The organism is Nocardia cyriacigeorgica (genome assembly GCF_005863245.1).
Taxonomy (GTDB): domain Bacteria; phylum Actinomycetota; class Actinomycetes; order Mycobacteriales; family Mycobacteriaceae; genus Nocardia; species Nocardia cyriacigeorgica_C.
In genome coordinates this window covers 566385-592865 of record NZ_VBUT01000004.1, presented here as the reverse complement: position 1 = coordinate 592865, position 26481 = coordinate 566385, and the positions used below count along the sequence as shown (strand labels likewise).

Here is a 26481-nt window from a genome sequence, read left to right as displayed (position 1 = left end):
CCTTTGTTGAGGTCTTAGTGTCGGTGGCCTGAGGTTGACTGGCGGGGAGTGGAAGGACGTGTCGAGGTGAGCATCGAATCGGTGGCCTGGAACCAGATGTACCGTCGGATGAACGCGCCGAAGGAGCAGCGGCCGTTCAGTCTGGCCACGGCTCGGCGGATTCTGCGGTTCGCGGCGCCGCATAAGCGGCGGTTGGGCGTATTCCTGCTGTTCAGCGTGGTGTCGGCACTCCTGGCGGTGGCGACGCCGCTGCTGGCCGGGCGGGTGGTGAACGGGATCGTCGACGGGGTGGAGCCGCGGACGGTGGTCATTCTGGCGCTGGCCATCGGCGGGCTGGCGGTCGTCGACGCCGGGCTCGGGTTGGCGATCCGGTGGCTGTCGGCCCGCATCGGCGAAGGCCTGATCCTCGACCTGCGCACCGCGGTGTTCGACCATGTGCAGAAGATGCCCATCGCCTTCTTCACCCGCACCCGCACCGGCGCGCTGGTGAGCCGGTTGAACAATGACGTGATCGGCGCGCAGCGCGCGTTCAGCGACACGCTCTCCGGCGTGGTGGCGAACCTGGTGACGGTCATGCTGACGCTGGCGGTGATGATCCAGCTGTCCTGGCAGATCACCCTGCTGGCGCTGCTGCTGTTGCCGGTGTTCGTCATCCCGGCGCGCCGGATGGGAGATCGGCTCGCCGATATCCAGCGTGAGGCCGCGGGCCTGAATTCGGCGATGAGCACCCAGATGACCGAACGCTTCTCCGCACCGGGCGCGACGCTGGTCAAACTGTTCGGCCGCCCGCATCAGGAGTCGGCGGAGTTCGCGCTGCGGGCGCGGCGGGTGCGCGATATCGGGGTGCGCACGGCGATGCTGCAAACCGTGTTCGTCACCTCGTTGACGCTGGTCTCCGCATTGGCGATCGCGCTGGTCTACGGGCTCGGCGGCTGGTACGCGCTGGCCGGCCGGCTGGACGCGGGCGCTGTGGTCGCGTTGTCGCTGCTGCTGACCCGCCTGTACTCGCCGCTGACGGCACTGGCCAGTGCGCGCATGGAGATCATGTCCGCGCTGGTGAGTTTCGAGCGGGTCTTCGAGGTGCTGGATCTGAAGCCATTGATCGAGGACGCGCCGAACGCCGTCCCGGTCCCCGACGGCCCGGTCGCGGTGGAGTTGCAGAATGTCCGCTTCGGCTATCCGTCGGCGGACAAGGTGTCGCTGGCTTCGCTGGAGGAGGTCGCGACGCTCGACACCCGCGGCGGAGTGGAAGTGCTGCACGATATTTCGCTGCGCGCGGAACCGGGCGAGATGGTGGCGCTGGTGGGTTCGTCCGGCGCCGGCAAGTCCACCATCGCGCAACTGGTGTCGCGGCTCTACGACGTCGACAGTGGCTCGGTGCGGCTCAACGGCGTGGATGTGCGCGAGCTGAGCACCCGCTCGATCCAGCAGGCCGTCGGCCTGGTGACCCAGGACGGACATCTGTTCCACGACACCATCCGCGCCAATCTGCTGCTGGCCCGTCCCGCGGCCACCGAGGCCGAGCTGTGGGACGCGCTCGAACGTGCCCGCCTGCGTGATCTGGTCGCGTCGCTGGCCGACGGGCTCGACACCGTGGTCGGCGAGCGCGGATACCGGCTCTCGGGCGGCGAGCGTCAGCGGCTCACCATCGCCCGGCTGCTGCTCAAGCAGCCGCGCGTGGTGATCCTGGACGAGGCCACCGCCTCACTGGACTCGACCTCCGAGGCCGCGGTGCAGGAGGCACTGGCCGAGGCTCTGGAGGGCCGGACCGCGCTGGTCATCGCGCACCGGCTGTCCACCATCCGGGCCGCCGACAAGATCGTGGTGCTGGAGGACGGACGCATCATCGAGCGCGGCACCCACCCGCAGCTGCTGGCCGCCGGCGGGCGGTACGCGGAGCTGTACCGGACGCAGTTCTCCGAGGAGCCCGCGCCGGTCGCCGCCTGAAGGGCCGACTGATCAGGCCTTACGCGCACGCCGACCGCCCAGCAGAGCAACCGTGTGGGCGGTTCGGCGTGTGCGACGGTGTCGGTGCCGGAGAGGCGGACCCGGCCCGCGCGGGGTCGCTCAGAACTCCCCGGCGACCCCGAAGACCGTCCGGCCCGAATGCGTGCCGTCCTTGATCGAGTGCAGCACCCGCTCGGCCTCGGTCACCGGCGCGAAGTTCTCGATCTCCGACAGATGACGCGGACGCAGCTCGTTGGCCAGCCGCCCCCACAGCTCGCGCCGCTTCTCGATCGGATGGTTCACCGAGTCGATACCGAGCAACGCCACATTCCGCAGGATGAACGGCATCACGGTGGTCGGGACCTCGGTACCGCCGGTCAGGCCGCTGGCCGCGACCGCGCCGCCGTAACCGATGGCGCTGAGCACATAGGCCAGCGAGGCCCCGCCGACGCTGTCGACCGCACCAGCCCACCGGGCCTTGGACAGCGGACGGACCTTCGTCCCCGGTTCCGGGAGGCGCCCGATCACCTCGTTGGCGCCGAGGTCGGCCAGGCGGTCGGCGGCGTCGGTCTTCCCGGTCGAAGCGATGACCTCGTAGCCGAGTCCGGACAGGATGTCGACGGCCACGCTGCCGACCCCGCCGGTCGCGCCGGTCACCAGGATGGCGCCGTCGTCCGGGGTGATGCCGCGCTCGAGCAGGGCCTGCACGCTCAATGCCGCGGTGAATCCGGCGGTGCCGAGGGCGGCGGCGTCGCGAGTGGACAGCCCGTCCAGCTTCACCACCCATTCCGCGGGCACCCTGGCGTATTCGGCGAAACCGCCGTGATGTGAGACGCCGATCTCGTAGCCGTGCGCCACCACCTGATCGCCGGGCACGAAATCCTCGGATTCGGATTCGACGACTTCACCGGTGAGGTCGATACCGGGGACGATCGGGTAGTTGCGCACCACGCCGCCGCCCGGGGTGATCGCCAGGCCGTCTTTGAAGTTGGCGCTCGAGTAATGCACCTTGATCGTCACCGCACCCGGTCCGAGGAACTCCGTCCCGACCTGCTGTCGCGCGAGCACGACGCCGCTGTCCGATTCGTGTGCCACCATCGCCCAGAATTCCATGAGCCCGAGCATACGAGCGTGCGGCTGCCGGTTGGTCAGACCGGGACCAATTCGAGCCGGACGCCGAGCAGCCGCACCGGGCGGTCCAGCTCGAAGCGGTCGATGATGCGCAGGGCGGCGTCGATGATGGCGTCGCGGTCGGTGGTGGGTTCGGGCAGCTTGGACTGTTTGCTGCGGGTGTAGAAGGTGTTCGTGCGCACGGTTACCGACACCCGGATGGTGACGCGGCCCGCTTCGGCCATCTCATCGGCGACCTCGCCGGCCAGCCGCGCGACTTGGGCCCGGATCTCCTCGCGCTCGGTGAGGTCGTGAGGGAATGTTTCGGATTTGCTGCGGCCCACCGGTATCCGCGGTTCGGTGACGACTTCCGTGTCGCCCGCACCCTTGCCGAGCACCCAGAGGTACGGCCCGGTGGTCGGCCCGAAGGCCTCGGCCAGCCGATGCCGATCCGAGGCCATCAGATCGCCGATCGTCTCGATCCCGAGTTCGGCCAGCCGGGCCGCGATCCGGTTGCCGATACCCCACAGCGCGCTGGTCGGGCGATGCGCCATCACCTCGGTCCAGTTGGCGGCGGTGAGCCGGAACATGCCCGCCGCGGCGCCCGCGCCGGGTTCCGCGGAATCCTTGCCGGACGATTTCGCGAAACCGGTGGCGAGTTTGGCGGTGAGCTTGTTGTCGCCGATGCCGACCGAGCAGCTCAGTTCCAATCCGGCGATGGCGGTACGGATTTCGCGGGCCAGCTGCTCCGGATCGTCGGTGTCGGCGGCCAGGAACGCCTCGTCCCAGCCCCACACCTCCACCGGACCGAAGGTCCGCAACAGGGCCATGACCTCCTCGGATGCCTCCTCATAGCTGGCCATATCCAGCGGAAGGAACACCCCCTCCGGACATTTGCGCACCGCCGTTCGCAATGCCATGCCCGCCCGCACCCCATAGGCGCGCGCCGGATAGGAGGCGCAGGTGACCACCTTGCGCGGCTCCTGCGGATCCCCGTTCCCGCCGACGATCACCGGCTGCCCACGCAGCTCCGGATGACGACGGAACTCCACCGCCGCCTGGAATTGGTCGAGATCGACATGCAACAGCCACCGGGGCATACGTCCGTCTTACCGCATGGGTATGACTGTCGGCTCCGACCGCGCCGCGCGAACCGGCAGAACGCCGTGCTTCGCCGGATTCGTCAACCGTTGCGGTCAATGATTTTACGGTGTAAATCTGTGCCTTGTAGCGCTGACGCCGACACCGAAGGGGACCGGGCGCGGCAACGACCAGGAGGGATCCGCCGATGACCATTCCCGAACTCGGAATCGAGCAGGCGCGGCAGGTGCTGGCTGCGCAGCCGTTCGCGAAGCTGGTCGGCACGGAGTTGACGGCGTTCGGGGACGGCGCGGCGACATTGGTGATTCCGTTGCGGGAGGAACTGGGTCAACAGTTCGGCTTCGTACACGGCGGCGTGCTGGCTTATGCCGCCGACAACGCGATCACCTTCGCGGCCGGCACCGTGCTGGGTCCCAATGTGCTGACCGGCGGTTTCTCGGTGACGTACCTGCGGCCCGCGGGCGGGAAACTCTTACGGGCCGAGGCGAAGGTGACCGGTTCGACGCGGCGTCAAGCCGTGGTCAGCTGCGAGATCTACAGTGAGGACGATGCGGGCGAAGCCGTCCTGTGCGCCGTCGCCCAGGGCACCACCCGCACCGTCGATCGAGCGCTGGGCAACGGCGGCTGAGTCGGGGGGCGGCGAGTCCGTACGGCGTGGACGATCGCACCGGGGGCCTGCTTCGCGATGAGGCGGCACCGCCGCATGCGAGGCGTCCGGGACTGGTCGGATGAAGGGAGCCGTGCCCGTTCAGCACAGGCACGGCTCCGTTCAGCGCGGCGCCAGCGGCGCCCCCCGATCAGGCGGTAGCCGCCAGTGGCCGTCCATCCAGGGCCGGTTCAGCGACCGGTTCGATGGCGTAGGCCAGGATGTCGGCCACGTCGGCGACGGGGCGGACATCCAGCGCGGCGAGCACCTCGGCCGGGACGTCGTCCAGATCCGGCTCGTTGCGGGCCGGGATGAACACCGTCTTCAGGCCGGCCCGCTGCGCGGCGAGCAACTTCTGCTTGACGCCGCCGATGGGCAGGACCCGGCCGTTCAGCGTGACCTCGCCGGTCATGCCGACATCCGAACGCACCTGCCTGCCGAGCGCCAGCGACACCAGCGCCGTGACCATGGTGACGCCCGCCGACGGACCGTCCTTGGGCACCGCGCCCGCCGGGAAGTGCACGTGGATATTGCGATCAAGCACCGAGGGTTCGATGCCGATCTCCTCCAGGTGCGAGCGGACGTAGGTCAGCGCGATCTGTGCGGATTCCTTCATGACGTCACCGAGCTGGCCGGTGAGCGTCAGCGAGCGCTCGCCGTCGACGGCATTGGCTTCGATGTAGAGCACATCGCCGCCGAGACCCGTCACCGCCAAACCGGTGGCCACGCCCGGGACGGCGGTGCGTTCCACCGAATCCGGAGTGAACCGGGGACGGCCGAGGTATTCCTTCAGATCGCCGACGTCGATGGTCAGCGATTCTCCGGAAAGCACTGCGGTGGGGCTGGATTCGCCGACACCGCTGATCGCAGTCTCGGTTGCGCCCTCCGCCGGCCGGCTGCCAGCACGCACAAGGTCGTCGTAGCCGAGCTCGGGGTCGTAGCCGAGACCGATCGAGATCACGGTGTCGTCGTCGGCCAACCCGCCCTCCGAGAGCTTGGTGGCCGCCTTGCGCAACGCCTTGGCGATCAACCGCTCCATCTGCCGGACACCGGCCTCGCGGGTGTAGTTGGCCGCGATCTCGCGCAGCGCCGCCTCGGTGACGGTCACCTCCTCGGCGGTCAGCGCATTGCGTTCCAGCTGGCGCGGGACCAGGAAGTCGCGGGCGATGGCGACCTTGTCGTCCTCGGTGTAGCCGTCGACGGTGATCAGTTCCATCCGGTCCAGCAGCGGGCCTGGGATGGTCTCCATGACGTTGGCCGTGGCGATGAACAGCACATCGGACAGGTCCAGATCCAGGTCCAGGTAGTGATCGCGGAAGGTGTGGTTCTGCGCCGGGTCGAGCACCTCCAACAGCGCCGCGGCCGGGTCACCGCGGAAATCGGAGCCCACCTTGTCGATCTCGTCCAGCAGCACCACCGGATTCATCGAACCGGCTTCCTTCATGGCCCGCACGATGCGCCCGGGCAGCGCGCCGACGTAGGTGCGGCGGTGACCGCGAATCTCGGCCTCGTCACGTACGCCGCCGAGCGCGACGCGCACGAACTTGCGGCCCAGTGCCCGCGCGACGCTCTCACCCAGCGAGGTCTTACCCACACCCGGCGGACCGACCAGCACCAGCACCGCGCCGGACCCACGACCGCCCACGACCTCCAGACCGCGAGCGGCCCGCCGGGCACGCACCGCCAGGTACTCGACCATCCGGTCCTTGACCTCGTCGAGGCCGTGGTGATCGGCGTCGAGCACCGCGCGTGCGGCCGAAACATCGGTGCTGTCGGTGGTTTTCACCGTCCACGGCAGTTCCAGGACGGTATCGAGCCAGGTGCGGATCCAGCCCGATTCCGGGCTCTGATCGCTGGCCCGTTCGAGCCTGCCGACCTCGCGCAGGGCGGCCTCGCGCACCGCATCGGGCAGATCGGCCTGCTCGACGCGGGTGCGGTAGTCGTCGGCGCCGTCAGGCTCGTCCTCGCCGAGTTCCTTGCGAATGGCATTGAGCTGCTGGCGCAGCAGGAATTCGCGCTGGCTCTTCTCCATGCCCTCGCGGACCTCTTCGCTGATCTTCTCCGAGACCTCGGTCTCGGCGATATGCGCCTTGGTCCATTCGATCAGCGTGGCCAGCCGCTTGGCCGGTTCCGGGGTTTCCAGCAGCTCACGCTTCTGCTCGCTGGTCAGGTAGGTGGCGTAGCCCGCGGTATCGGCGATCGCGGAGGGATCGCTGAGCTGGTTCACCGCGTCGATGACCTGCCAGGCCTCCCGGCGTTGCAGCACCGACACGACCAGCTTCTTGTATTCGGCGGCGAGTTCCTTGGTCCGCCCGTCGGCGGGGACGTCCTCCACCGGTTCGGCCTCCACCCACAGCGCCGCACCCGGCCCGGTCACCCCGTGCCCGATCTTGGCGCGCCGCTCCGCCTTCAGCACCGCCGCCGGCGCGCCACCACGCAGCCGGCCGACCTGTTCGATGGTGGCGACCACGCCGTACGCCGCATACCCCTCATCCAAACGGGGCGCGACCAGCACCTGGTCGGTCTTCGCGGCCCGCGCGGCATCAATGGCCGCCTGCGCCGATTCGTCGAGTTCGATGGGCACGACCATGCCCGGCAGCACGATCGGATCGGTCAGGAACAGCACCGGCAAATTCTGAGCTGCAGTCACGTCTTCGACCCTTTCAAAGTTTAGCGATGCCTACTCAACCCCGCGGTATTCGGGTTTGTTCCGGGGGAGTGGTGGCGTTCACTCACAGCGAAGATCGGGGGGCGACCGAGTCTCCTCGACAGCTGACCCGATCGCAGCTAGCCTGGCCTTGTTCGTTACTACGGAATTACGAATTTCAGGAGTACGCCGTGGTCCAGAGGTGGGGGATGGTCGTTGCCGTGATGATTCCGCTTCTTACGGGTTGCTCGAGCCACGGCGCTGCCGAGAAATCGTGTGAGCCGATGCCAGCGGCGGGCGTCGCGACGGCCGAGGAATGGCTGGGCCGGATACACGCCGAACCGGACACCATCGCCCTCGCGATAGATGACGGCCGGGGCAACACCATCGAACGCCGGGCCGACGACCAGCAGCCCCTCGCCTCGGCGGTGAAGGTGGTCGCGCTCGCGGCGTACGCCCGCGCCGTCACGTCGGGCACGCTCGACTCACGGGAAACGGTGCCGGTCAGCGAGTGGGAGCGCTGGTATCTGCCCGGAACCGACGGCGGCGCACATCCCAAGGCACGTGCGCGCCTCACCGGCGCGACTGTCACCCTTGATCAGCTGGTCAGCGCGATGATCCAGGAAAGCGACAACGCCGTCCACGACTACCTGCGCGACCGCCTCGGCGACCAGGCGCTGATCGACGCGGCCGCCGCCGGCGGATGGCACGGCTACACACCGAGCACCAAGCTCGGCGAGATCATCCGCGCACTCGACCCGGGCAGCGACGGTGATTGGGCGACTGCGCAGCGTTACGCGAGCGACCCCGCCTACCGAACCGCGATCCAGTCGAAGACCTTGCCGCCGCTCGACATTCAAATGGCGTGGACCGAAACCACGGCCACCGGCTCGGCTCGCCAACTCGCCTCGATGTTTCGTGCCATCGCGACCGGAAGCTTCGGCTCGGGCAGCGACGTGGCACGTGCTCAGCTGGAATGGCCGCAGCCACCCGCCGGATCCGTCGCGATCGGTGCCAAGAGCGGTAGTTATCCCGGCATGCTGGCCGACGCTGTCTATCTGCGCCGCGCCGACGGCACGGTCGCGACAGCCGTCCTGCTCGACCACCGCATGCCCGAGTCCACCTGGAACTCCGCGCTCGCGACCGTGAGCGAGCAGCAACTCCTGATCAGGGCCATGACAGAACCGGAGACGTGGCGCCGGTTGGCATGCGCCACATGACCGACGTCGCTGCCAAACTGGCAGAGCTGGAGGCGCGGATCGAGCAGCTGGAAGGCCGGCGGCACACCGAGGACGCCGAACGCGGCTTCATCGAATACGGCGGCAGCGTCGATTTCGGCGGCCCGATCGACTGGACGATCCGCTACAGCGCCGCTGCGATCCGGCAACTTCCCGCCCAAGCCCGCGTCGATGTCCTCGCCGCGCTCGGCCACCCTGTCCGCCGTGCCCTCATCGAAACCCTGCTCGACGGCCCAGCCACCGGCGCCGAACTGGCAGCAGCGGTTTCACTCAACTCCACCGGCCAGCTCTACCACCACATCCGCGCCCTGACCTCAGCCAAAGTCATCGAACAACACACCCGCGGCGCCTACCGGATCCCTGCCCCGAAAGTTGTTCCGTTGCTGATCATCATGACCGCTGCCGCCGATATCGGCGAGGTGCTGCGGTGAATTGTCGATGACCGAACTACCTGCGGATCTTCGTGCTGATGTCCAAGCACTGTGGGACTTCGGCCAGATGTCTCTGGACGTGGGGTCGGCCGACGTCGGCATCGGCTTGGGGAGCCACGATTCCGGGGTGGCCGACTGGGCTGCGCGGCTGTATCACCTGGGGCGAGTTCCTCGACTGGTGTTCAGCGGCGCGAACTCGCCGACCACGGCGGCGGTTTTTCCTCGCGGGGAGGCCGTGCATTACCGGGAACGGGCGATGACGCTGGGGGTTCCCGACGAGGCTGTTCTCGTCGAGACGGCGGCGACCAACACCGGGGAGAACATCGCATTCACTCGCGATCTGCTGCGGAACGCGGGCCTGCTGGACTCCATCCGGTCCGCCATCCTGATCTGCCGCCCCTACCATCAGCGGCGTAGCTACGCGGTGTGCCGGAAGGTGTGGCCCGATATCGCCGTTACCTGTTCGTCGGCTCCGATGGCACTCGACGATTACATCGACCATATCGGCGATATGGACCGGGTGGTCACGATGCTGGTCGGTGAAGTGCAGCGGGCGTGGGTCTATCCGGCCAAGGGATGGGCTGTTCCGGTGGATGTACCGGTTCGAGTGCGCGCCGCGTACGAGCGGCTGGTGGCGGCGGGTTACGTCGGGCGACTGCTATCCGAGTGAGGCGATGCCGATCGCACCTGGCCGGTCGCCGAGACCGACCCGTACCGCAGCGGAAATCGCCACGTCGGGAATCAGGCTGTGATCGTGCGGTTTTCGCCGCGCACAGCTGGATCCGTCGAGGGCTCGGGCGCCGGTCGCGCGTCGGTGGGAGGTGCGGTCGAGGAATCCACCGGAGCGCTCGCGGACCGATCCGCCTGCCCCGGAGCCGGATTCCGGTCCAACTCCAGCGCATGCTCACCCAGCGTCGGGTCGGAGAACACCAAAGTCACTTCGCCGCGGCGGGTGTCGACGTCGGTGCGCATCTGGGTGACGCCGGAGGGGTCGGTCGAGACGCCGAGGCGTTCGCGGAGCGGGTCTGACATGAGGATGCCGCTCAGTACCGTGAGCGCGTTGGTGTCGAGGGTGATGGAGACGGTGTTGGTCTGCGCCGGGGCGACTCGGGCGCCGACATAGGTGGTGCCGAGGCCGAGGCGGCCGCCGACGCCCGCGCGGTCGGCCGGGGCGGGCTGCGTTTCGGCGGGTAGCGCGGTGGCTTCGGGTGCGGTGACGACGCTGGGTGCGGCGGCGGGCCGGTCACGGTAGACGGCGGCCTGACCGGAGCCGTCGGTGATCAGGATCGATCCGGTGCGATGGACAGGACCGGTCTGCGGTGCGCCGTCGCGGATGATCGGCGCCGAGGGCGCGGCGAGTTGGCCGGGACGTTCGAGGCCGGGCATGTTGGTGGCGATGTAGGCGCCGGACACTACGGTGAGACTGAGGCTGGCCGCGCCTGCCAGCACGATGGCGGTGTGGCGAGCGATCTGAGCAGACTCGAATGCTGACACGATGCTTTCCTTTCCCTCCGCCCTGGTTTCCCTGGGGTCGACGGCCCGCATCGTTGAAAGCCGTACGCTCGTCCAGGTTACGGCGTGGAAGGTTGGCGTGCCGCATCGCTGAGAGCAGCATCACAGGCCCCGGCCCTGCACTATGAGCTACCGCGACGTTCACGTGCCCTGAGGGTGAACCATCCGCGTCGACGAGGTTTCACACCATCGGGAGAGGGGTATTCCGAGGTCGCTGGCGAGCGTCATTCTCGACTGCCATATCGAGACACCCGGCCAACGACGTCCGATCGTCGTCGCGACGCACCCAAGACTGGCGCTCGCCCGCTTCACGTATCGACGTGGGGCGGTCGGCTCAGGCGAACTGCCCCGCGGCGCGGCCCGCACCGCTCGGACCGGCGAAGGCCTGCGCGATCGTCAGCCATTCGGCCGCATCCGCACCCACCGTCGTCAGCGCGAGATCGTCTCGATGCCTGCGCTGGGTGACCAGCAGGCAGAAGTCCAGCGCCGGACCGGTGACACGCTGGGCGGCGCCCTCCGGACCCCAGGTCCACAGGCTGCCGTCGGGCGCGGTGAGTTCGATCCGGAATTCCTCGGCCGGCGCCTGCTTGCCACGAACCATGTACGCGAAGTTCCTGGTCCGCGCACCGATATGGGCCACGGTCCGCAATCGGGCGGTCGGTGTCCGGGTGACGCCGAGCGCGTCGGCCACATCCTGGCCGTGCGCCCAGGTCTCCATCGTCCGCGCGGTGACCATGGAGGCCGCGCTCATCGGCGGCCCGAACCACGGCACCTTCGCACCGTCGGACACATTGCGCAGGGCATTGGCCAATTCGACCCGGCTCCGCCGCCACCGTTCCAGCAGCTGCGCCGGCTCCGCGGCCGCGGCCTCCTCGGCGGCTTCGTCGACGAAGGTGAGCACGCGCGGCCCGGCCTCGGCGACCAGTGTCGCGAAACGGTCCGCATCGCTCGCCGAGATCGTGGCGATCTCATCGGTCCAGGCCAGATGCCCGATCTGATGCGCGATGGTCCAGCCCTCGGCAGGCGTGGGGGTGGCCCATTCGGCGGGCGTGAGCGGGGCGACGAGTCGTTCCAATTCGGCGCTCTCCTCGGCCAGGTCGCCGAGTAACGCTTCCAGATCAGCCATGGTGTGTCCTCGCCCCGCGTCGTCATTGCCGGATGCCACTCGAGGTGACGTCGGCGTTCAGCATCTCAGCTCCGAATTAAAGAAGCAAGCATGCGTGCTTGTATTTGACCGGAGACGCCCGGGCGATGCGCGGCGCACGCATCGCAAGTCCGGAAAACACCAGGTAGGAGCGGTAACTCGAACGTTTCAGTAGCGCGTTTCGGACATCTCGGTCCGCACCCCTTGCCCAGGAGAAGCGACCGCGATTCTCTGTAAGTAAGTGGTTACTTACAGGAGCGCGAATGGCATCGACACGCGAGCGGATCATGTCCGAGGCCCTGCGGCTGTTCGGAGAACAGGGATTCGCGCGCACCTCGATCGCCCAGATCGAAGCGGCCGCCGGACTCTCGCGCGGCTCCGGCGCGCTGTACCGGCACTTCGCGTCCAAGGACGAACTACTGATCGAGGCGGTGCGCTCGCGGCTGGTCGACCGGGGCGAATGGCAGCACTTCCTCGAGCCCGACTTCTCCATCGCGCAGTTCCTGGCAGCGGTGGCGCCGAGCGCGTCGACGGTGGACCGCCTCTGGATGCTGTGCCGGATCGGGCTCATGCGCCTCGAACACGATCGCGACGTCACCCGAATCCTGCTACGCGACAACTCCATCGCGCCCGAAGTGCTCGAGGTATTCCGCCGCGAGGAGTTCACCGTGGTGACCTCGGTGGTCGCGCGCGGGCTGACCGAACTCGCCGGGCCGGACCACGCCGACACCGACTGGGACGCCACCGCGGCCGTCATCGTCGGCGCCATCGCGCACTACTGGCTGATGTGCGACATCTTCGGCGGCGACCACCCCTCCGGAATGGACAGCGAACGCTATCTGCGGGCCACCGCGGAACTGATCGCCGCACAGATCGATGCGGCCAAACCTGTCACCACTGACGAACAGGAGACGCTGCGATGACCCAGTACATCACCGTGATCGGCGGAGGCCTGGCCGGTCTCACCGCCGCCATCGCGTGCGCGGAAACCGGTGCGCCGGTCCGGCTGTTCGAGGCGCACTCGACGCTCGGCGGACGCGGCCGCGCCACCTCGGGGCCCTACATCGCCCACGACGGCGCCCACGTCTTCTATGCCGACGGCCCGCACTACACCTGGCTGAAGGCCCGCGGGTTCACCGCGGGCCTCGGCTGGCCCGCACCACACCATATGGCGCGCCTCGGCTTCCGCGCCGAAGGCCGTGTCCGCCGGATCCCACCCGCCCGGATGCTGCGCGCGCAGGCCCGTTTCGATCTGAAACCGCCGGTGGACGTGGACTTTCGCAGCTGGGCCTCGGCGCGGTGGGGTGAAGCGACCGCCGAGCACATCGCCAATGCGATCAGCGTGGCCACCTACGACGCCGACACCGGGCGACTGTCGGCGGCCTTCGTCTGGGGCCTGTTCCAGCGAGTGCTCGGGCCACGGGTGCCCGCGGTGCGGTGGGTGCGCGGCGGCTGGCAGCGGGTGCTGGACCGGATGGTCGCCCATGCCGCCGCACTCGGTGTGGAGATCAGCACCGGTACGCGCGTCGACAGCGTCGATACCTCGGCCGGGCCGGTCATCGTGGCCACCGAGCTCGCCTCGGCCCGGCGCCTGCTCGCCGACGACACTCTGACCTGGACGAGCGGGTAAGCCGCCCTGCTGGATATCGCGGTGCAGAGCTCGCCACGGGACCGCAGCATCGTCTTCGACCTCGACGCGGGCGGATTTCATGAGAGCTACACCATGCAAGATGACAGCATTGCCCCGGCCGGTGAGTCGCTGTTCCAGTTGCAGATGCCGGTGCGGTCCGGCGAATCGCCTCAGCAGGCCCAGCAGCGCCTGGCCGAGTTCGCTGATCTGGTCATCCCCGGACGCGACACCCGCACGACCTTCTCCCGCACCGCCACCGCGAAGGGCCGCACCGGCGCCCTCGACCTGCCCGGCCAGACGTGGCGCGACCGACCGGCGATCGACCGCGGCGGCGATGTCTTCCTGGCCGGCGATATGGTCGCCGCCCCGGGCATGCGCGGCGAGATCTCGATCAACAGCGCCCTGATCGCGGCCGAACGCGCGGTCGCCGCCCTGCCCGCGCGCACCCCGACGCGATCATGAACAAGTAGCCGCTGCCGCCGTGCCCCGAATCGTTGACACCTCCACGGGGCAATGAGAATGTTGGGACCTCGAGTCTCATTCGATGTCTCAGACAACCATTCCGGGCATTCGTACCGGCCGGCCTAGGGAGAGCCCGCGTGATCACACTCGCGTCCGGTGTGTTCATCGATTGGGAGCAGCTGACCGGGCAGTCGAAGTTCGTGGTCGACCTGATCAGCTTTCCGATCTTCGCCGGGATCGCGGGCTGGCTGACCAACTGGACCGGCGTGCTGATGCTGTTCTGGCCGCTGCGGTTCCGTGGGGTCCGGGTGCCCGGCCTGAAAGTGCTCTACCCGTACTTTCCGCGCCGAGTTCAGGTGCTTCCGATCTTTTCCGAAGACGGTTCGCGCTTCGGCTTCCAGGGCTTCATCCCGGCCCGCGCGGAAAAGATGGCAAGCATTTGCGTGGACAAAGCGCTGTTGCGGATCGGGAGCCCGCGCGATTTCATCCACGAACTCGATCTGGACGGTATCGCCGACTATGTGGCCGAGATGGCGCACAAGCAGGTCCAGTCGATCGTCGACGACGTCATGTACCGGGAGAACCCGGAACTGTGGGGTTCGCTGCCGCGGGCGATGAAGCAGCTGGTCTATCAGCGCGTGGACCGGGAACTGCCCGCGCTGTGCCGTCGTGCGTTCGAATCGCTCGGTGACAACGTCGACCAGCTGATCGACGTCAAGGGCTTCGTCATCCGGTACCTCCAGGAGAACCCGATCATCCTGAAGGACCTGACCACCACGATCGCCGCCCCAGAACTGAAGTTCATGGTCCGGATCGGTCTGCTCGGCGCACCGTTCGGTCTGCTACTGGCCCTGTACCTGCACGTGCACAGCAGTATTCCGGTGTTCGGCTGGGTGCCGGCGTGGGTGATCGTGCTGCTGGTGTCGGCGGGTATCGGCGTGCTGGTCAATGTGATCGCGATCAAGATGGTGTTCGAGCCCGGCGATCCGCAGCCGCGCTACAAATACCTGTGGCGCCAAGCCCTGCTGGCCAAACGGCAACCGCAGGCGGCGGTCGATCTGGCCCATATCCTCGCCTACCAGGTGCTCACGCTGCCCAACCTGTCCAAGGAGCTGCTCGACGGCCCCAACGGCGACAAGACCCGTCAGCTGTTGGAACGGCTGATCTCCGACGAGATCCACCGCCAGCTCGGCCGCACCACCTCGATGGTCCGCGCCGCCTTCGGCCGCCGCCAATTCGACAATCTCAAGGTCGGGGCAGCCGGCGCCGCCGTCGGCCTGGCCCCGACCCTCGTCGAGGACGCGGAATTCACCGAGGAACAAGCCAAGAAGATCGATGAATTCGCCGCCCGCAAACTCAAACAACTCACACCGGGCGAGTTCATGGAGATGTTCTACGCCTCGGTCGAACAGGACGCCTGGCTGCTGTACGTGCACGGCGGTCTGCTCGGTGTGATGGTCGGCGGTGTGCATCTGCTGCTGTTCGGCTGGTAGCCCATGTACGACTTCTGCGTGATCGGGGGCGGCATCGTCGGCGTCGCCACCGCGTACCGGATTCTGCGGCGGGCGCCGGGGGCGAGTCTGGTGTTGCTGGAGAAGGCCGGGGCGCTGGGTACGCATCAGACCGGGCACAACAGTGGCGTCATCCATTCCGGGATCTACTACGCGCCGGGGAGTTTGAAGGCGACGTTGTGCAGGCAGGGGGCGCGGGCGACGAAGGAGTTCGCGGCGGCGCACGGGATCGCGTTCGACGAATGCGGGAAGTTGCTGGTGGCGACCGATGAGGTGGAGCGGGAGCGGATGCTCGCGCTGTATGAGCGGTCGCGGGTGAACGGCGTGGACGTCGAGTTGATCGACGCCGCCGAGCTGGGCCGGCGCGAACCGCGGGTGGCCGGGGTCGGTGCGCTGTTCGTGCCCGATACCGGCATCGTCGACTATCGCCGGATCACCGATGCGCTGGCCGAGGAGGTGCGCGCTGCGGGCGGGCAGATCGTGCTCGGGGCGCGGGTCGAGGCCGTCACCGAGACGGATGCGGGCGTCACCGTGGCCGGCCCGGCGGGGAGTTGGACCGCGAAAGCCCTGGTGGCCTGTGCCGGGTTGCAGGCCGATCGGGTGGCGCGGATGGCCGGACTACGCATCGACACCCGGATCGTGCCGTTCCGCGGCGAGTACTACCAGTTGCCGGCCGAACGGGCCGGGCTGGTCGAGACGCTGATCTATCCGATCCCGGATCCGGACCTGCCGTTCCTGGGCGTGCACCTGAGCCCGACCATCGACGGTGATCTCACGGTCGGGCCGAACGCCGTGCTCGGCCTGTCCAGGGAGGGCTACCGCAAGGGCAGCGTCGACCTGCGGGACGCCAGGGCGGTGCTCGGCTATCCGGGCGTGCATCGGGTGGCGATGGCCAATGTCCGCACCGGGCTGCGGGAGCTGCGCAATTCGCTGTTCAAGCGCGGCTACCTGGCCGAATGCCGCCGCTACTGTCCCGAGCTGACGATGGCCGATCTGCGACCGCGGGAAGCGGGCATTCGAGCCCAGGCGGTGGCAAGGGATGGCACGCTGATCCACGACTTCCTGGTCGAACGCACCGCGCGGATGGTGCATGTGCTCAACGCGCCGTCACCGGCGGCTACCTCGGCGCTGCCGATCGCCGATCACATCGTCGACCGGCTCGGGCTGCCCGCCGACCGAGCAACCGGCCGGTAGCGATCTGGCAATCCACGCTCCAAAATCTCGGCACAACCCTCGAATAAAGAGGAACGCTGTAGTACTTTTGTCGGAGCCGTGGAGGGAGGGCCCATGGGCCACATCAGATATGCCAGCGACGTCGGCGCACCGGTCGAGGTCGCTTTCACCTACACGGACAACCATCTGTTCGTACCGGACTGGATGTTCGGCGTCGCCGAATTCGAACCGAGCGGTGACACCGACCGCGGGCTCGGCGCACGCTTTCGCGCCGATGCCAGGCTGATCCTGCTGCGCACCACACTGAGCTGCGAGATCACCGAGTACCGGCGCAACGTCGTGATCGGGTATACGCTGCGTGGACGCTTATCCGGCACTCTGACACTGCGATTCGATCCGCTGGGCTACGGGCGCTCGGTGCTCACCTCCGAGGTCGACTACGATCCGCCACGTGGCCTCGCGGGCCGCATGCTCGCTCGTCCGCTCGAATCGGGTGTCCGCTCGGCGCTGCGCCGCACGGAGTCCCGGTTACGAAGGGAGATAGAGCAATTCCACGGTACCGATCTTGTCGGCCGGATTGCGTAGGGTGCGAGGCATGATCATCGTGAGCACCGACGGATCCTGCCTGCGCAATCCCGGCGGCGCCATCGGCTGGGCATGGGTCAACCATCAGGGCCCCTCCGATAGCGGGGGCGCCGCGTCGGGCACGAACCAGATCGCGGAACTACGCGCGCTGCTCGAGGCCATCCTCGCCCACCCCGGTGATGAACCGCTGCTGATCGAAAGCGATTCGCTCTACGCCATCAAATGCGCCTCGGAGTGGATCGCGGGCTGGCGGCGCAACGGCTGGCGCACCTCCGCGGGCGCCCCGGTCAAGAACGCCGAGCTCATCCAGCAGATCGACCGCGCCATCGCCTCCCGCCCCGGCCCGGTCCGTTTCCGCTGGGTGCGCGGACATGTCGGCAACTACTTCAACGAGCAGGCCGACACGCTGGCCGGCCAGGCCGCCCGCCGGGTCGCCGCCGATCCCGCCGCGGCCGCCGATCCGGTGACGGTCGAGATCCCCGCGCTGACGACCACCATCCCGGCACCCGCCGTCCGCGCGGAACCGGCTGCACCAGAAGAAAAGCCGGCTGCCACGCGAAAAGTCGCGAAGCAGCCGGCCGCAGGAGCGCTGACGCTGTTCTGATCGGCGTCGCACCGACCACCTGAATAGACCTCCGGCGGTGGTGGCTCGACCCACCGCCGGGGGTCGCTATCGGTAGCTCAGTTGCCCGGCTCGGGGGCGGGCTGATCGGCAGGCGGGGCCGGGGGCTGCTGGGCGGCATTCGGGTCGATGCCGGGCAGCATGGCCAGCTCCCACTTGTTGACCAGCCACTTGTCGCCGGACTTCTCCATGCCCGCGACCACGGCGATGTCCTGGCGCTTGGGCTCGGGGGTGGCCGAATTGGTCTTCATCAGGCTGATATTCACCAGCACCTGGGTGTTCTCGGTGTCACCGGAACGGAAACCGCAGGTGGCCTTGTCGACCCAGGCCTTGACCTTGGACTCGACCAGCAGCTGACGCAGCACCTCCCAGTTCTGCTCCAGATCCGAGACCACGTTGTCGGTCGCCCGGCCCTTCAGCTCGGCGATGAAGTTGTCGAGATTGCCCGCGTAGTCGTAGGTGTTGGTCGCGCGAGCGAAATCGCAGGCGGCCTGGCTGGACTCGTCCTGCGCCGCGAGTTCGTCGCCGCGCTGCTGCGCCTGGCGGAAGAACACGACGGCGGTGACGACCAGCGCCACCAGCACCACCCCCGCCACGAAGGCGAGGACGACGGGCAGCACACCGCGCTCATCGCCGTTGTTGTCGGCGTTTTCGACCATAGATCCGGTCCCACTCTCTTTCGTCACGCCGCTGCCCTACTGCATTGCCGGGAAGTCGAACTCGGCCACGAGCCAGCGCCCGTCGACCTTTTCCATCTCGACATTGGCCGCCACCCGGACCTTGCCCGGGGTGGAGTTCGGCACATCCGCGGTGGAGAAGGTCTGGTCGATGACCAGCACCAAGGTGGCCTTCTCGTCGTCGCCGGAGGCGTAACCGCACATGACCTCGTCGGCCCGCGAGTCGACCTGCCTGCCCTCGAACCGCGCCTTCAGGTCGGGTCCGAGCTGGGCGACCATCTTCTTCCACTCACCGGTCGCGGTGTCCTCGAGCCGGCCCAGGTAGTCGTCGACCTTGTCGCCGCTGTAGGTGGCGAACTGGTTGCCGAAATCGCAGGCGGCCTTGGTGGCGGCGGCCCTGGTGTCCAGCTCGTCCTGGCGATTGCCGGACTGGAGGAAGAACACCACGCCGGCGATCGCGGCGGCGATCGCGAGGACGACGGCCACACCGGCGGCGATGAACAACGGGTTGCGGCGCTTGGCGCCCGCGGCCTTCGCGGCGGCGGAGGTGCGCACCTTGACGGTCTTGTCGTCGTCGGCGTTGGTCGTCTTCGCCTTGTCGGCTTTGTCGGCCTTGTCGACTTCGACGGTCTTGTCCGCGTCGGCGGCGGCCGTGTCGACCTTGACAGTCTTGTCGGGATCGTCGGTGGCATCGGGCTTGCCGGTTTCATCGGAACCCGCGGCACCGGCTGCCTTGTCCACCTTGACGGTGGCGTCGGCGTCGGTCGATGCGGCGGCCGCGGTCTCGGCCTTCACGGTCTTGTCCGCGTCCGCCGTGCTCGCCTTGCTTACATCGTCCGCGTCGGGCTTGCCGGCGCCGGTCTTGCCGGTCTCGCCTCCGGTGGCGTCCGTGGACTCGGCGTCGCCGTCCGGGGCCGGTGTGGTCGCCTCGGCGGGGTCGGCGTCGCCCGCCGATCCCGTCGTCGCGCCATCCTGCCCGGCGTCCGCGTCGGAAGCGGCGTCATCTGTGGACATGAGTACTGTTCACACCTTCCCGGCACACATCGGGGTGTGCCGTGTATTTCGTCCGGCCACGCGCGCGCCGGGCCGCAGGCATTCATCTGCGAGTATGCCCCGGCGCACACGCGGCCGTTCAGCCGGTCGGGGTTACCGCACCGGCGGCATGGTCCGTTCGTTCGGATCCACACCGGGCGGCATATGCGAGCCGTTGTTCGGGATGTTCGGCCGCGGCGCGTTCACCGCACCTCGGATCTGCTGTCCCGGCGGCGGGTTCTCGCAGTAGTTCCACTTCGGCATGGTCCCGTCGGAGACGACCTGCGGGCTGGCCGGAGTGGACTGGTACTGGCAGTAGGGCCGCAACCAGATGTCGAGGATGGTGTGGAATTCGTTGTCGTGGGCGGGCACGCCGAGCGCCGCGCCACCGAGTTCGAGCGCGGGGAACAGCGCCCGCATGGCCGGGGTGCGCAGCTGCGCCGCCTTGGTGATGGCGACGAAGTTGTTGACCAGGCCGGTGATCGGATCGGTGGTGGTGTCGAGCACCGCGCCGAGGCTGGCGAACTGGCCTGGGGCCTGCGACAGCACCGACTGCAATTCGGCATTGGCGTTGTTGAACTGCTCGAACAGCACCCCCGAGTTGCGGGTCAGCGTCCCGAGGTCGGGCTGGGCGTTGGACGTCGTCGCGGCGATGGTGCGCAGGTTGGCGATCAGATTCGAGGTCTGCGGCAGCAGCGAGTCCAGACCCGCGGCCACCATGCTGACGCCGTCGATGAGCGAACGCAGCTGATCCGGGCCACCGCTGAGCGCGATGTCGAGCTCGTTGAGGATGACGTCGAAGTGCTTCGGATCGATCTGGGCGATCAACGCGCTGGTGTCGTCGAGCACCGCCCACACCGGGGTGGGCGTGCGCACGGTGTCCGGGTTGTATTCGATCACCGAGCCGTCGGTCAGGAACGGGCCCTGATCGGTATCGGGACGGAAGTCGATGTACTGCTCACCGGCCGCCGACAGCGCCTGCACCGCGACCACGGTGTCCACCGCGATGTCGTAGCGGTCGTCGATCTCGGCGGTGGCCGCGATGGCCGAGCCGCCGTTGATCAGCGTGATCGAATCGACCTTGCCGACGCGGAAACCGCGCAGCGTGACGTCGTTGCCCGGCTGCAGACCGCCGGAGCGGTCCAGAGTGACCGTGACGGTGTAGGTGCCGCGCAGCGGATTGATCCGCATGACGTTGACCAGCAGGTACGCCGCACCGATGATCAGCACCAGCACCAGGCCGATGGTGGAGTAGAGGATCCTGTGGCTTTTCACCGGTGTCCTCCCGTCACCCGGCCGTAGACGACCTGGAGCACTTGAATCAGGCTGCCCGCGAAGTCGTTCAGATCGTTGAGATCGAAGAACTTGCTGGTGCCGGGGGCGGTGAGCAAGGCGATATCGAGGTTGGTGACGTTGACCTGCGCGGCGAGACTGTTACCGCGGAAGGTCGCGTTCACGCCTGGGCGGATCTCGCGGAGCGCGTCGAGCACCGCACCGAAGTTGTCGCCGGTGGCGGCCAAGGCCCCCATCAGCTGATCGAGGCTGTCGAGCAGCCCGGCCAGCTCACCGCCGGAGGTGTTGGCGTAGTCGCCGAGCGCGACGCTGGCGGTGCCGATCTTGGTGAGCAGATCGCCGATGGCCTTGTTGTTCTCCGCGACCGCGCCGATCATGTTCGGCAGGGTGTCGGCGACCTGGCCGAGGTCCGAACGCCGGGCCTCCAGGGTGGTGGCCAGTGCGCCGAATTCGGCGAGCACGCTGTCGATGCGCGCGGAGTTGTCGTTCATGCTGGTGACGACGCCGGTGATCTCGTTGACCAGATGCACCACCTGATCGCTGCGCCCGCCGACGATGGAGTCCAGTTCGGCGCCGAGCCGGGCCAGGTGGGCGATGCCGCCGCCGTTGAACATCATCGACACCGACAGCAGCAGTTCCTCGACGGTGGCACCGGCCGAGGTCTGATCCAGCGGTAGCTCGTCGCCGTCCTGCATCATCTGCGTGCCGGGTTCGGCCGGCGGCATGGACAACGCGACGAACACATCACCCAGCGGGGTGGCCTGGCGCAGTTCGGCGGTGCTGCCGACCGGCAGCTGGATATCGGTGCTGATATCCATATCGACGATGGCCTGGAAGTTCGAGGTCCTGATCCCGGTGACCACACCGACATCGGAACCGCCGACCTTCACCTTCGCCTGATCGGGCAGGTTCAGCGCGTTGTCGAACACCGCCGTGAGCGAGTAGGTGTCGCCGGTGGCGCCCGGCTTGGGCAGCGGCAGCTTCTCCACGGTCAGGCCGCAGCCGGAGGTCACCGACATCGCCCCGACCGCCGCGACCGCGACCATGCTGCGGCGGGCTCGTCTGCTGATTCGATTCATCATTTCGTCAGTCCAAGCAGTGCGGCGGTGAGTCCGAAGTCGGGACCGAAGTCCTCCATGCGACCGGTGCGGCAGCCGTCGGCGCGCATCTGGATGCGTTCACAGAACAGGCTGATCTGCTCGCCGGACAGGGTGGTGCCGACCAGCGCGTGCAGCCGGATGTAGCCGAGCTCCTTGTTCATCGACTTGTCGATGCTCTCCAGCAGCATCGGCGCGACGTCGATGACCTCGGTGAGCCCGCGCGCGTTCTGGCGCAGCTGGTCGGTGACCGCCGTCATCCTGGTCAGGGTGTCGCTGATCTGGGCCTGGTGGTCGGCGAAGATCGAGCTGGTGTTGGTCAGGAAGCTGTTGAGCTGATCCAGCGTGGCCTGCAGACCAGGCGCCTGCTCGGCGAGCAGGGTGGTCATCTGGGTGGCCTGGTTGCTGAAATCGCGCACCGACTGATCGTTTTCGGCCAGCATCGTGGTGAGCTCGTTGAGCTTGATGATGATGGTCGAGATCGCGTCCTTGTTGTCGAGGCCGACCTTGAGCGCACTCGACAGCGCGTTGAGGGTGTCGCGGATCTTCTCACCGTTGCCGTCGAGCATCGGGTAGAGCACCCGGCCCGACAGCGGTCCGAGACCTTCCTGGCCCTCCTCCGGCTTGAGCGCGGCGGCGAACTGGTCGATGGTCTTGATCATCGTGTCCAGTTCCACCGGGACATCGGTGCGTTCCAGCGGCAGGTGGTCGCCGTCGGACAGCGTCTCGCCCTCGGTGTAGGCGGGAGTGATCTCGATATGCCGGTCGGTGACGATCGACGGCGAGATCACCACGGCCATGGCGTCCTTGGGGAACTTCACATCGCCGTCGAGGGTCATGTGCACCTCGACGAAGGTGCCGCGCGGCACGATCTTGTCGACCTTGCCGACGTCGATGCCGAGCACCTGGATGCTGTTGCCCTCGTACATGCCCGCGATGTTCTCGAAGTCCGCGGTGATCTTGATGTCGTTGTTCAACGGACCCGGCAGCAGCGAGCAGCTGCCGACCAGAAGCGCGCTGGCGCCGACGAACAGCGATTGGGCGATCGTTTTGAGTCTCATCACGCGCACCCCTCGGCGACTTGGGCGAAGCACAACCAGTTGTCCGGGAACAGCCACGGCAGGCCGACCTCGGCGTAGTTGCCGTTACCCCAGGCATTGGCCAGGTAACGCACCGCAGGCGGCATGATCGACAGCAACCGGTCCAGGTTGTCCTTGTTCTTCTGCAGGCCCGAGGCCATGATGTTGAGCTGATCGAGCGTGCCGGAGAACTGGTTGTTGTTCTGGGCACCGATCTGCTGCAACTGCGCGGTCAGCGTGGCGACATTGTCGAGCAGCTGACGCAGCAGGTTCTGCCGCTCCATCACCCGGCTGGCGATCGCCTCACCCTGGGTGACGACCAGCAGCACGCTGTTGCGGTTGTCGGCCAGGATGGTGGTGACCCGGTCCAGATCCTTGAGCAGGGTGTCGACCTGGGTCTTGCGCGAGTCGATGGTCTTGGCCAGCGCGCCGACACTGTCGAGCGCCTGCGCGATCAGCTCCGGCGAACCGCCGAGCTGCTGGTTGAACAGATTCAGCGATTCGGCCAGCTTGGCGGTGTCGAGTTCCTCGAACTTCGGGGTGCCGCGTTGCACGACATCGGCGAGGTCGTAGGGAACGGTGGTGTTGGTCTTGGGGATCCGCTTGTCCGGCAGGCCCGAGCCGTCACCGGGCTCGAGGTCGATGTAGCGGGCGCCCAGCAGCGTCGCCATCTTGATCGAGGCATGCGCGTCCGGGCCCAGCTCGACGTCGTCGTTGATCTGCAAGGTGATCACGACGTGGTCGCCCTCGAGTTCGGCGCCGGCGACCCGGCCGACCGGAACACCGGCGACGTCGACCTTGTCACCGACCTTGATGCCCGCGGCCTGGACGAACTCGGCTTCGATCTTCTGCTCACCGACGCCGAGGCTCTGGAATCCGGAGGACACGATCACCAGCAGCGCCACCAGCGCGGCGCCGATGATGCCGAGACCGAAGTAGCGGTTGGCGTTGAACCAGGTTTTGATCTTGGTCATGGGCGGCACACCGCCGACTGTCCGTTGCCACCGATCTGCGAGAACAGCCCGCGCGGGAACAGGATTCCGTACAGCGAGACGTCGAGGCGGCAGATGTAGGCGTTGGCGTAGGCGCCCTCGGAGGTGAACCGGCCCACGTCGGCGAGCACCGACGGCAGGTCGATCGCGGCCTGGTCGAGCTTGGCGCCGTTGGCCAGCAGCAGCGTCAGCGCGTCGCGGGTCGAGTTCTGCGCGGCGTCCAGCTTGGGCTGGATATTGCCGACCATATCGACCAGCGCGGTGGTGGCGTCGGCGATCTGCACGGTGGACTGCTGCAGCGACTGGCCCTGTTCATAGAGCCCGCCGATCAGCGCCCGGGTCTGGGTTACCAGCGTCTCCAATTCGTCCCCTCGTTTTGCCAACCCCGACATGATGCCGCTGAGGTTGGTGATCACATCGCTGAGAATGGCGTCCCGGCGCTCGAAATCGGTGGCCAGCGTCGCGGCCTGGGTGATGAACTGGCTCAGCTGGATCCGGTCACCCTGCAAGGCCAGCACGAACGTCTCCGACAGCCGGTTGACCTGCTCGGGCTCGAGCGCCTGGAACAGCGGCTGGAATCCGTTGAGCAGCGCCGAGATGTCGAAGGACGGCTCGGTGCGCTCGAGCGGGATGGTCGCGTTGTCCTCCAGCGGTGTGGCGTCCCCGCCGGTGCCCGGCGCCAGCGCGATGTAGCGCTGGCCGATCAGGTTCTGGTAGCGGACCAGCGCCTTGGTGTTGCCGTAGAGGGTCTGTTCGTCCTGGACGATGAACGACACGTGGGCGTCGTTGTTGTCGTCGAGTTCGATCTTCTCGACCTTGCCGACGCGCACGCCCGCCATGCGGACGTCGTCACCTTCGCGCAGACCCAGCACGTCGGTGAACGTGGCCGAGTAGGTCTTGGTGTCGCCGTCGACGGTGCGGGCCAGCGTGTTCCAGATGACCACGGTGACCAGTACCGATACGACGGCGAAGAGGCTGAAGCCGATCAGCGGTTTGCGGATGCTCATCGGCCGGCCCCCTCTGCGGTGACCTGCACAGTGCCGCCTTCCAGAGCCGTGCTCAACATCATGTACTCGAGGGTGGAGGCCCGCCGGCCCAGCAGCGCGGTCAGCGCCGGATCATCGGTGTAGGCGATGGGCCGGGCCGCCGGCTTCACGCCGGGCCGCTCGGTGTTCGCCGCGGGCGCGGCCTCACCCTGTGCGGGCTTGTCCGTGCCGGGCTGGGTGGCCGGCGCCGGGGTCCCCGGCTGCGGTGCGGCCGGAGCGGGAGCACCGGGCACCAGGTTCGGGAACAGGCCTTCGAGCGGGGTGCCCGCGAACGGGTTCGGCACGGCCGCGGTGGGCGCGGGCGCCGACGGCGCGGTGACCTGGGTGGTCACGCCGGGGATGGCGGGCATGCCCGGCAGCGGCGGCAGCACCGGAAGGCCATCGGCCGACTTCAACCGGCCCGGCCGCATGGATTCCGGCAGCACACCGGGATCGGCGACCGCGGGCGCGGTGGCACAGCTCGGACCGGCCAGATCACCGTAGCGCGGGCAGTCCTTCACGGTGTTGGGCTGCCACGGGGTGAAGGTGATGCCCGCGTTCCACACCATCTGCCGCTGCGGACCCCAGTGGAAGACCGTGTTCAGCTTGCGGGTGGAGGTGTTCAGGTTGGCGATCGCGTTGGTGATCGCGCTGGGGTCGGAGGCGAGCGCGCCGATGGTGGCGTTCAGGCCCGCGGTGACCTCTTTACCGGAGTTCGGGTTGACCGCGAACAGGTGGTTGATCTTGTCCGCGGTGACGCTGGCGCCGCTGATCAGGGCGGCCAGATCCGAGCGGCGGTCGGCGATGGTGCGGGCGGTGGTGACCGAGCTGGCCAGCACGTCCATCAGTTCCGGCGCGGATTCGTTCAGCGCGTGCGCCGAGGCGGAGAAATCACCGAGCAGCACACCGAGGTCCGGGATCGACTCGTCGACCGTGGTGAGCCAGCGGTCCAGCCGTTCGATGGTGGAACCGGGCACCCGGCCGCTGCCGTCGAGGGCGTAGGACAGGGTGCCGAGCACGCGGCCGAACTGCATCGGGTCGATCTGATCGAGGATGTTCTGCACCGTGGTGAGGGTGTCCTGCAAGGCGACGGTGCCCTTGCTGGTGTCCTCCTCGATGATCGAGCCCTCTTCCAGGTGCCCGTCGGACTGCCCGTTGTAGACCAGCTCGACCGAGGTGACGGCGAACAGGTTGCTCGGCACCACGCGCGCGGTGACGTTGTCCGGGATGCCGTCGACGTACTCCGGCTTCAGCTCGATATGGACCTGCTGGAGTTCACCTTTGGCGGCCACCGACACGCTGTCGACCGCGCCGACCAGCACACCGCGGAACTTGACGTCGGCGTCCTGCGGCAGGCCGTCACCGGTGGTGGTGAGGTTCGCGGTGACGTTCACCTTCGGCACGAAGTAGCCCTGATAGCGCGCCATCAGGAAGCCGAGAATGATTGCGAAGACGACGAGCCCGCACACACCTGCGATGAGCAGTTGCCGCATGGTGGGCCCGCGCCCACTCGGATCGATGATCATT

Annotated in this window: 25 protein-coding genes; 12 read left to right on the top strand and 13 right to left on the bottom strand. The window is 67.8% G+C overall.

What is annotated here, in order from left to right; translation table 11 throughout:
* The first annotated feature begins 66 nt into the window (after positions 1-66).
* On the top strand, positions 67-1947 hold the full coding sequence (locus FEK34_RS12640) for an ABC transporter ATP-binding protein (protein WP_138448002.1): 1881 nt from the start codon (positions 67-69) through the stop codon (positions 1945-1947).
* A 120-nt stretch (positions 1948-2067) separates the two neighbouring features.
* Here the strand turns inward: FEK34_RS12640 and FEK34_RS12635 are convergent, their stop codons facing one another.
* Positions 2068-3060, bottom strand: coding sequence for an oxidoreductase (locus FEK34_RS12635; RefSeq protein ID WP_138448001.1), 993 nt, complete (start codon positions 3058-3060; stop codon positions 2068-2070).
* A gap of 35 nt (positions 3061-3095) precedes the next feature.
* The gene (locus FEK34_RS12630; protein ID WP_138448000.1) at positions 3096-4157 is read right to left on the bottom strand and encodes a DNA polymerase IV; all 1062 of its coding nucleotides are present in this window, start codon (positions 4155-4157) and stop codon (positions 3096-3098) included.
* Positions 4158-4345: 188 nt separating this feature from the next.
* Between FEK34_RS12630 and FEK34_RS12625 the strand changes: the two genes are divergently transcribed.
* Entirely contained in the window at positions 4346-4786 is a 441-nt protein-coding gene (locus tag FEK34_RS12625) for a PaaI family thioesterase (RefSeq protein WP_138447999.1), read from the top strand.
* Positions 4787-4955: 169 nt separating this feature from the next.
* Here the strand turns inward: FEK34_RS12625 and lon are convergent, their stop codons facing one another.
* A complete protein-coding gene (lon, locus tag FEK34_RS12620) occupies positions 4956-7430 on the bottom strand; it encodes an endopeptidase La (protein ID WP_138448154.1) in 2475 nt (824 codons plus the stop codon).
* 305 nt (positions 7431-7735) lie between these two features.
* On the opposite strand from lon, the gene FEK34_RS12615 reads away from it, so the two are divergent.
* The 3 genes from FEK34_RS12615 to FEK34_RS12605 are packed head-to-tail and all read left to right on the top strand — an operon-like array spanning position 7736 to position 9790.
* The gene (locus FEK34_RS12615) at positions 7736-8671 is read left to right on the top strand and encodes a serine hydrolase (RefSeq protein ID WP_138447998.1); all 936 of its coding nucleotides are present in this window, start codon (positions 7736-7738) and stop codon (positions 8669-8671) included.
* Entirely contained in the window at positions 8668-9120 is a 453-nt protein-coding gene (locus FEK34_RS12610) for an ArsR/SmtB family transcription factor (protein ID WP_138447997.1), read from the top strand. Before FEK34_RS12615 ends, FEK34_RS12610 begins: the two co-directional genes overlap by 4 nt.
* A gap of 7 nt (positions 9121-9127) precedes the next feature.
* Positions 9128-9790 carry a YdcF family protein gene (locus FEK34_RS12605; RefSeq protein ID WP_138447996.1) on the top strand — a complete coding sequence of 221 codons (663 nt, stop codon included), beginning with the start codon at positions 9128-9130 and terminating at the stop codon, positions 9788-9790.
* 71 nt (positions 9791-9861) lie between these two features.
* Here FEK34_RS12605 and FEK34_RS12600 read toward each other — a convergent pair whose 3' ends face one another.
* Positions 9862-10614 (bottom strand): hypothetical protein, encoded by a 753-nt coding sequence (locus tag FEK34_RS12600; protein ID WP_138447995.1) that lies wholly within the window; start codon positions 10612-10614, stop codon positions 9862-9864.
* A 352-nt stretch (positions 10615-10966) separates the two neighbouring features.
* Entirely contained in the window at positions 10967-11758 is a 792-nt protein-coding gene (locus FEK34_RS12595; protein ID WP_138447994.1) for a TIGR03084 family metal-binding protein, read from the bottom strand.
* A 281-nt stretch (positions 11759-12039) separates the two neighbouring features.
* Between FEK34_RS12595 and FEK34_RS12590 the strand changes: the two genes are divergently transcribed.
* From FEK34_RS12590 to FEK34_RS12565, 7 genes are all read left to right on the top strand, one after another.
* Complete coding sequence (locus tag FEK34_RS12590; RefSeq protein WP_138447993.1) at positions 12040-12699, top strand: TetR/AcrR family transcriptional regulator; 660 nt, start codon at positions 12040-12042, stop codon at positions 12697-12699.
* Complete coding sequence (locus tag FEK34_RS31270) at positions 12696-13406, top strand: FAD-dependent oxidoreductase (RefSeq protein WP_349292427.1); 711 nt, start codon at positions 12696-12698, stop codon at positions 13404-13406. Before FEK34_RS12590 ends, FEK34_RS31270 begins: the two co-directional genes overlap by 4 nt.
* Before the next feature lie 21 nt (positions 13407-13427).
* A complete protein-coding gene (locus FEK34_RS31265; RefSeq protein WP_349292426.1) occupies positions 13428-13868 on the top strand; it encodes a hypothetical protein in 441 nt (146 codons plus the stop codon).
* 137 nt (positions 13869-14005) lie between these two features.
* Positions 14006-15361: a hypothetical protein gene (locus FEK34_RS12580; RefSeq protein ID WP_138447992.1), complete on the top strand. Its 1356-nt coding sequence runs from the start codon at positions 14006-14008 to the stop codon at positions 15359-15361.
* A 3-nt stretch (positions 15362-15364) separates the two neighbouring features.
* Positions 15365-16573 (top strand): L-2-hydroxyglutarate oxidase, encoded by a 1209-nt coding sequence (lhgO, locus tag FEK34_RS12575; RefSeq protein ID WP_138447991.1) that lies wholly within the window; start codon positions 15365-15367, stop codon positions 16571-16573.
* Between the two features lie 93 nt (positions 16574-16666).
* Complete coding sequence (locus tag FEK34_RS12570) at positions 16667-17137, top strand: SRPBCC family protein (protein WP_138447990.1); 471 nt, start codon at positions 16667-16669, stop codon at positions 17135-17137.
* Positions 17138-17147: 10 nt separating this feature from the next.
* Positions 17148-17741: a ribonuclease H family protein gene (locus tag FEK34_RS12565; RefSeq protein ID WP_138447989.1), complete on the top strand. Its 594-nt coding sequence runs from the start codon at positions 17148-17150 to the stop codon at positions 17739-17741.
* A gap of 77 nt (positions 17742-17818) precedes the next feature.
* Here the strand turns inward: FEK34_RS12565 and FEK34_RS12560 are convergent, their stop codons facing one another.
* The 8 genes from FEK34_RS12560 to FEK34_RS12525 all read right to left on the bottom strand — a co-directional run bounded on the left by FEK34_RS12560 (position 17819) and on the right by FEK34_RS12525 (position 26480).
* The gene (locus FEK34_RS12560; RefSeq protein WP_138447988.1) at positions 17819-18418 is read right to left on the bottom strand and encodes a hypothetical protein; all 600 of its coding nucleotides are present in this window, start codon (positions 18416-18418) and stop codon (positions 17819-17821) included.
* A gap of 36 nt (positions 18419-18454) precedes the next feature.
* A complete protein-coding gene (locus tag FEK34_RS12555; RefSeq protein WP_138447987.1) occupies positions 18455-19450 on the bottom strand; it encodes a hypothetical protein in 996 nt (331 codons plus the stop codon).
* Between the two features lie 132 nt (positions 19451-19582).
* Complete coding sequence (locus FEK34_RS12550) at positions 19583-20743, bottom strand: MlaD family protein (protein WP_138447986.1); 1161 nt, start codon at positions 20741-20743, stop codon at positions 19583-19585.
* On the bottom strand, positions 20740-21843 hold the full coding sequence (locus FEK34_RS12545) for an MlaD family protein (protein WP_249359038.1): 1104 nt from the start codon (positions 21841-21843) through the stop codon (positions 20740-20742). The genes FEK34_RS12550 and FEK34_RS12545 overlap by 4 nt, the downstream gene beginning before the upstream one ends.
* A complete protein-coding gene (locus FEK34_RS12540; RefSeq protein WP_138447985.1) occupies positions 21840-22919 on the bottom strand; it encodes an MCE family protein in 1080 nt (359 codons plus the stop codon). The genes FEK34_RS12545 and FEK34_RS12540 overlap by 4 nt, the downstream gene beginning before the upstream one ends.
* The gene (locus FEK34_RS12535; protein WP_138447984.1) at positions 22919-23911 is read right to left on the bottom strand and encodes an MCE family protein; all 993 of its coding nucleotides are present in this window, start codon (positions 23909-23911) and stop codon (positions 22919-22921) included. The genes FEK34_RS12540 and FEK34_RS12535 overlap by 1 nt, the downstream gene beginning before the upstream one ends.
* Entirely contained in the window at positions 23908-24936 is a 1029-nt protein-coding gene (locus FEK34_RS12530; protein ID WP_138447983.1) for an MCE family protein, read from the bottom strand. Before FEK34_RS12530 ends, FEK34_RS12535 begins: the two co-directional genes overlap by 4 nt.
* Complete coding sequence (locus FEK34_RS12525; protein WP_138447982.1) at positions 24933-26480, bottom strand: MlaD family protein; 1548 nt, start codon at positions 26478-26480, stop codon at positions 24933-24935. Before FEK34_RS12525 ends, FEK34_RS12530 begins: the two co-directional genes overlap by 4 nt.
* Position 26481 lies beyond the last annotated feature (1 nt).

Coding starts and splice junctions, on each gene's coding strand:
- FEK34_RS12530 (WP_138447983.1), bottom strand. CDS start 24,936: ATGAGCATCCGCAAACCGCTGATCGGCTTCAGCCTCTTCGCCGTCGTA.
- FEK34_RS12630 (WP_138448000.1), bottom strand. CDS start 4,157: ATGCCCCGGTGGCTGTTGCATGTCGATCTCGACCAATTCCAGGCGGCG.
- FEK34_RS12525 (WP_138447982.1), bottom strand. CDS start 26,480: ATGATCATCGATCCGAGTGGGCGCGGGCCCACCATGCGGCAACTGCTC.
- FEK34_RS12625 (WP_138447999.1), top strand. CDS start 4,346: ATGACCATTCCCGAACTCGGAATCGAGCAGGCGCGGCAGGTGCTGGCT.
- FEK34_RS12535 (WP_138447984.1), bottom strand. CDS start 23,911: ATGACCAAGATCAAAACCTGGTTCAACGCCAACCGCTACTTCGGTCTC.
- FEK34_RS12610 (WP_138447997.1), top strand. CDS start 8,668: ATGACCGACGTCGCTGCCAAACTGGCAGAGCTGGAGGCGCGGATCGAG.
- FEK34_RS31270 (WP_349292427.1), top strand. CDS start 12,696: ATGACCCAGTACATCACCGTGATCGGCGGAGGCCTGGCCGGTCTCACC.
- lhgO (WP_138447991.1), top strand. CDS start 15,365: ATGTACGACTTCTGCGTGATCGGGGGCGGCATCGTCGGCGTCGCCACC.
- FEK34_RS12540 (WP_138447985.1), bottom strand. CDS start 22,919: ATGAGACTCAAAACGATCGCCCAATCGCTGTTCGTCGGCGCCAGCGCG.
- FEK34_RS12605 (WP_138447996.1), top strand. CDS start 9,128: ATGACCGAACTACCTGCGGATCTTCGTGCTGATGTCCAAGCACTGTGG.
- FEK34_RS12570 (WP_138447990.1), top strand. CDS start 16,667: ATGGGCCACATCAGATATGCCAGCGACGTCGGCGCACCGGTCGAGGTC.
- FEK34_RS12635 (WP_138448001.1), bottom strand. CDS start 3,060: ATGGAATTCTGGGCGATGGTGGCACACGAATCGGACAGCGGCGTCGTG.
- FEK34_RS12615 (WP_138447998.1), top strand. CDS start 7,736: ATGCCAGCGGCGGGCGTCGCGACGGCCGAGGAATGGCTGGGCCGGATA.
- FEK34_RS12565 (WP_138447989.1), top strand. CDS start 17,148: ATGATCATCGTGAGCACCGACGGATCCTGCCTGCGCAATCCCGGCGGC.
- FEK34_RS12590 (WP_138447993.1), top strand. CDS start 12,040: ATGGCATCGACACGCGAGCGGATCATGTCCGAGGCCCTGCGGCTGTTC.
- FEK34_RS12545 (WP_249359038.1), bottom strand. CDS start 21,843: ATGATGAATCGAATCAGCAGACGAGCCCGCCGCAGCATGGTCGCGGTC.
- FEK34_RS12560 (WP_138447988.1), bottom strand. CDS start 18,418: ATGGTCGAAAACGCCGACAACAACGGCGATGAGCGCGGTGTGCTGCCC.
- FEK34_RS12555 (WP_138447987.1), bottom strand. CDS start 19,450: ATGTCCACAGATGACGCCGCTTCCGACGCGGACGCCGGGCAGGATGGC.
- FEK34_RS12595 (WP_138447994.1), bottom strand. CDS start 11,758: ATGGCTGATCTGGAAGCGTTACTCGGCGACCTGGCCGAGGAGAGCGCC.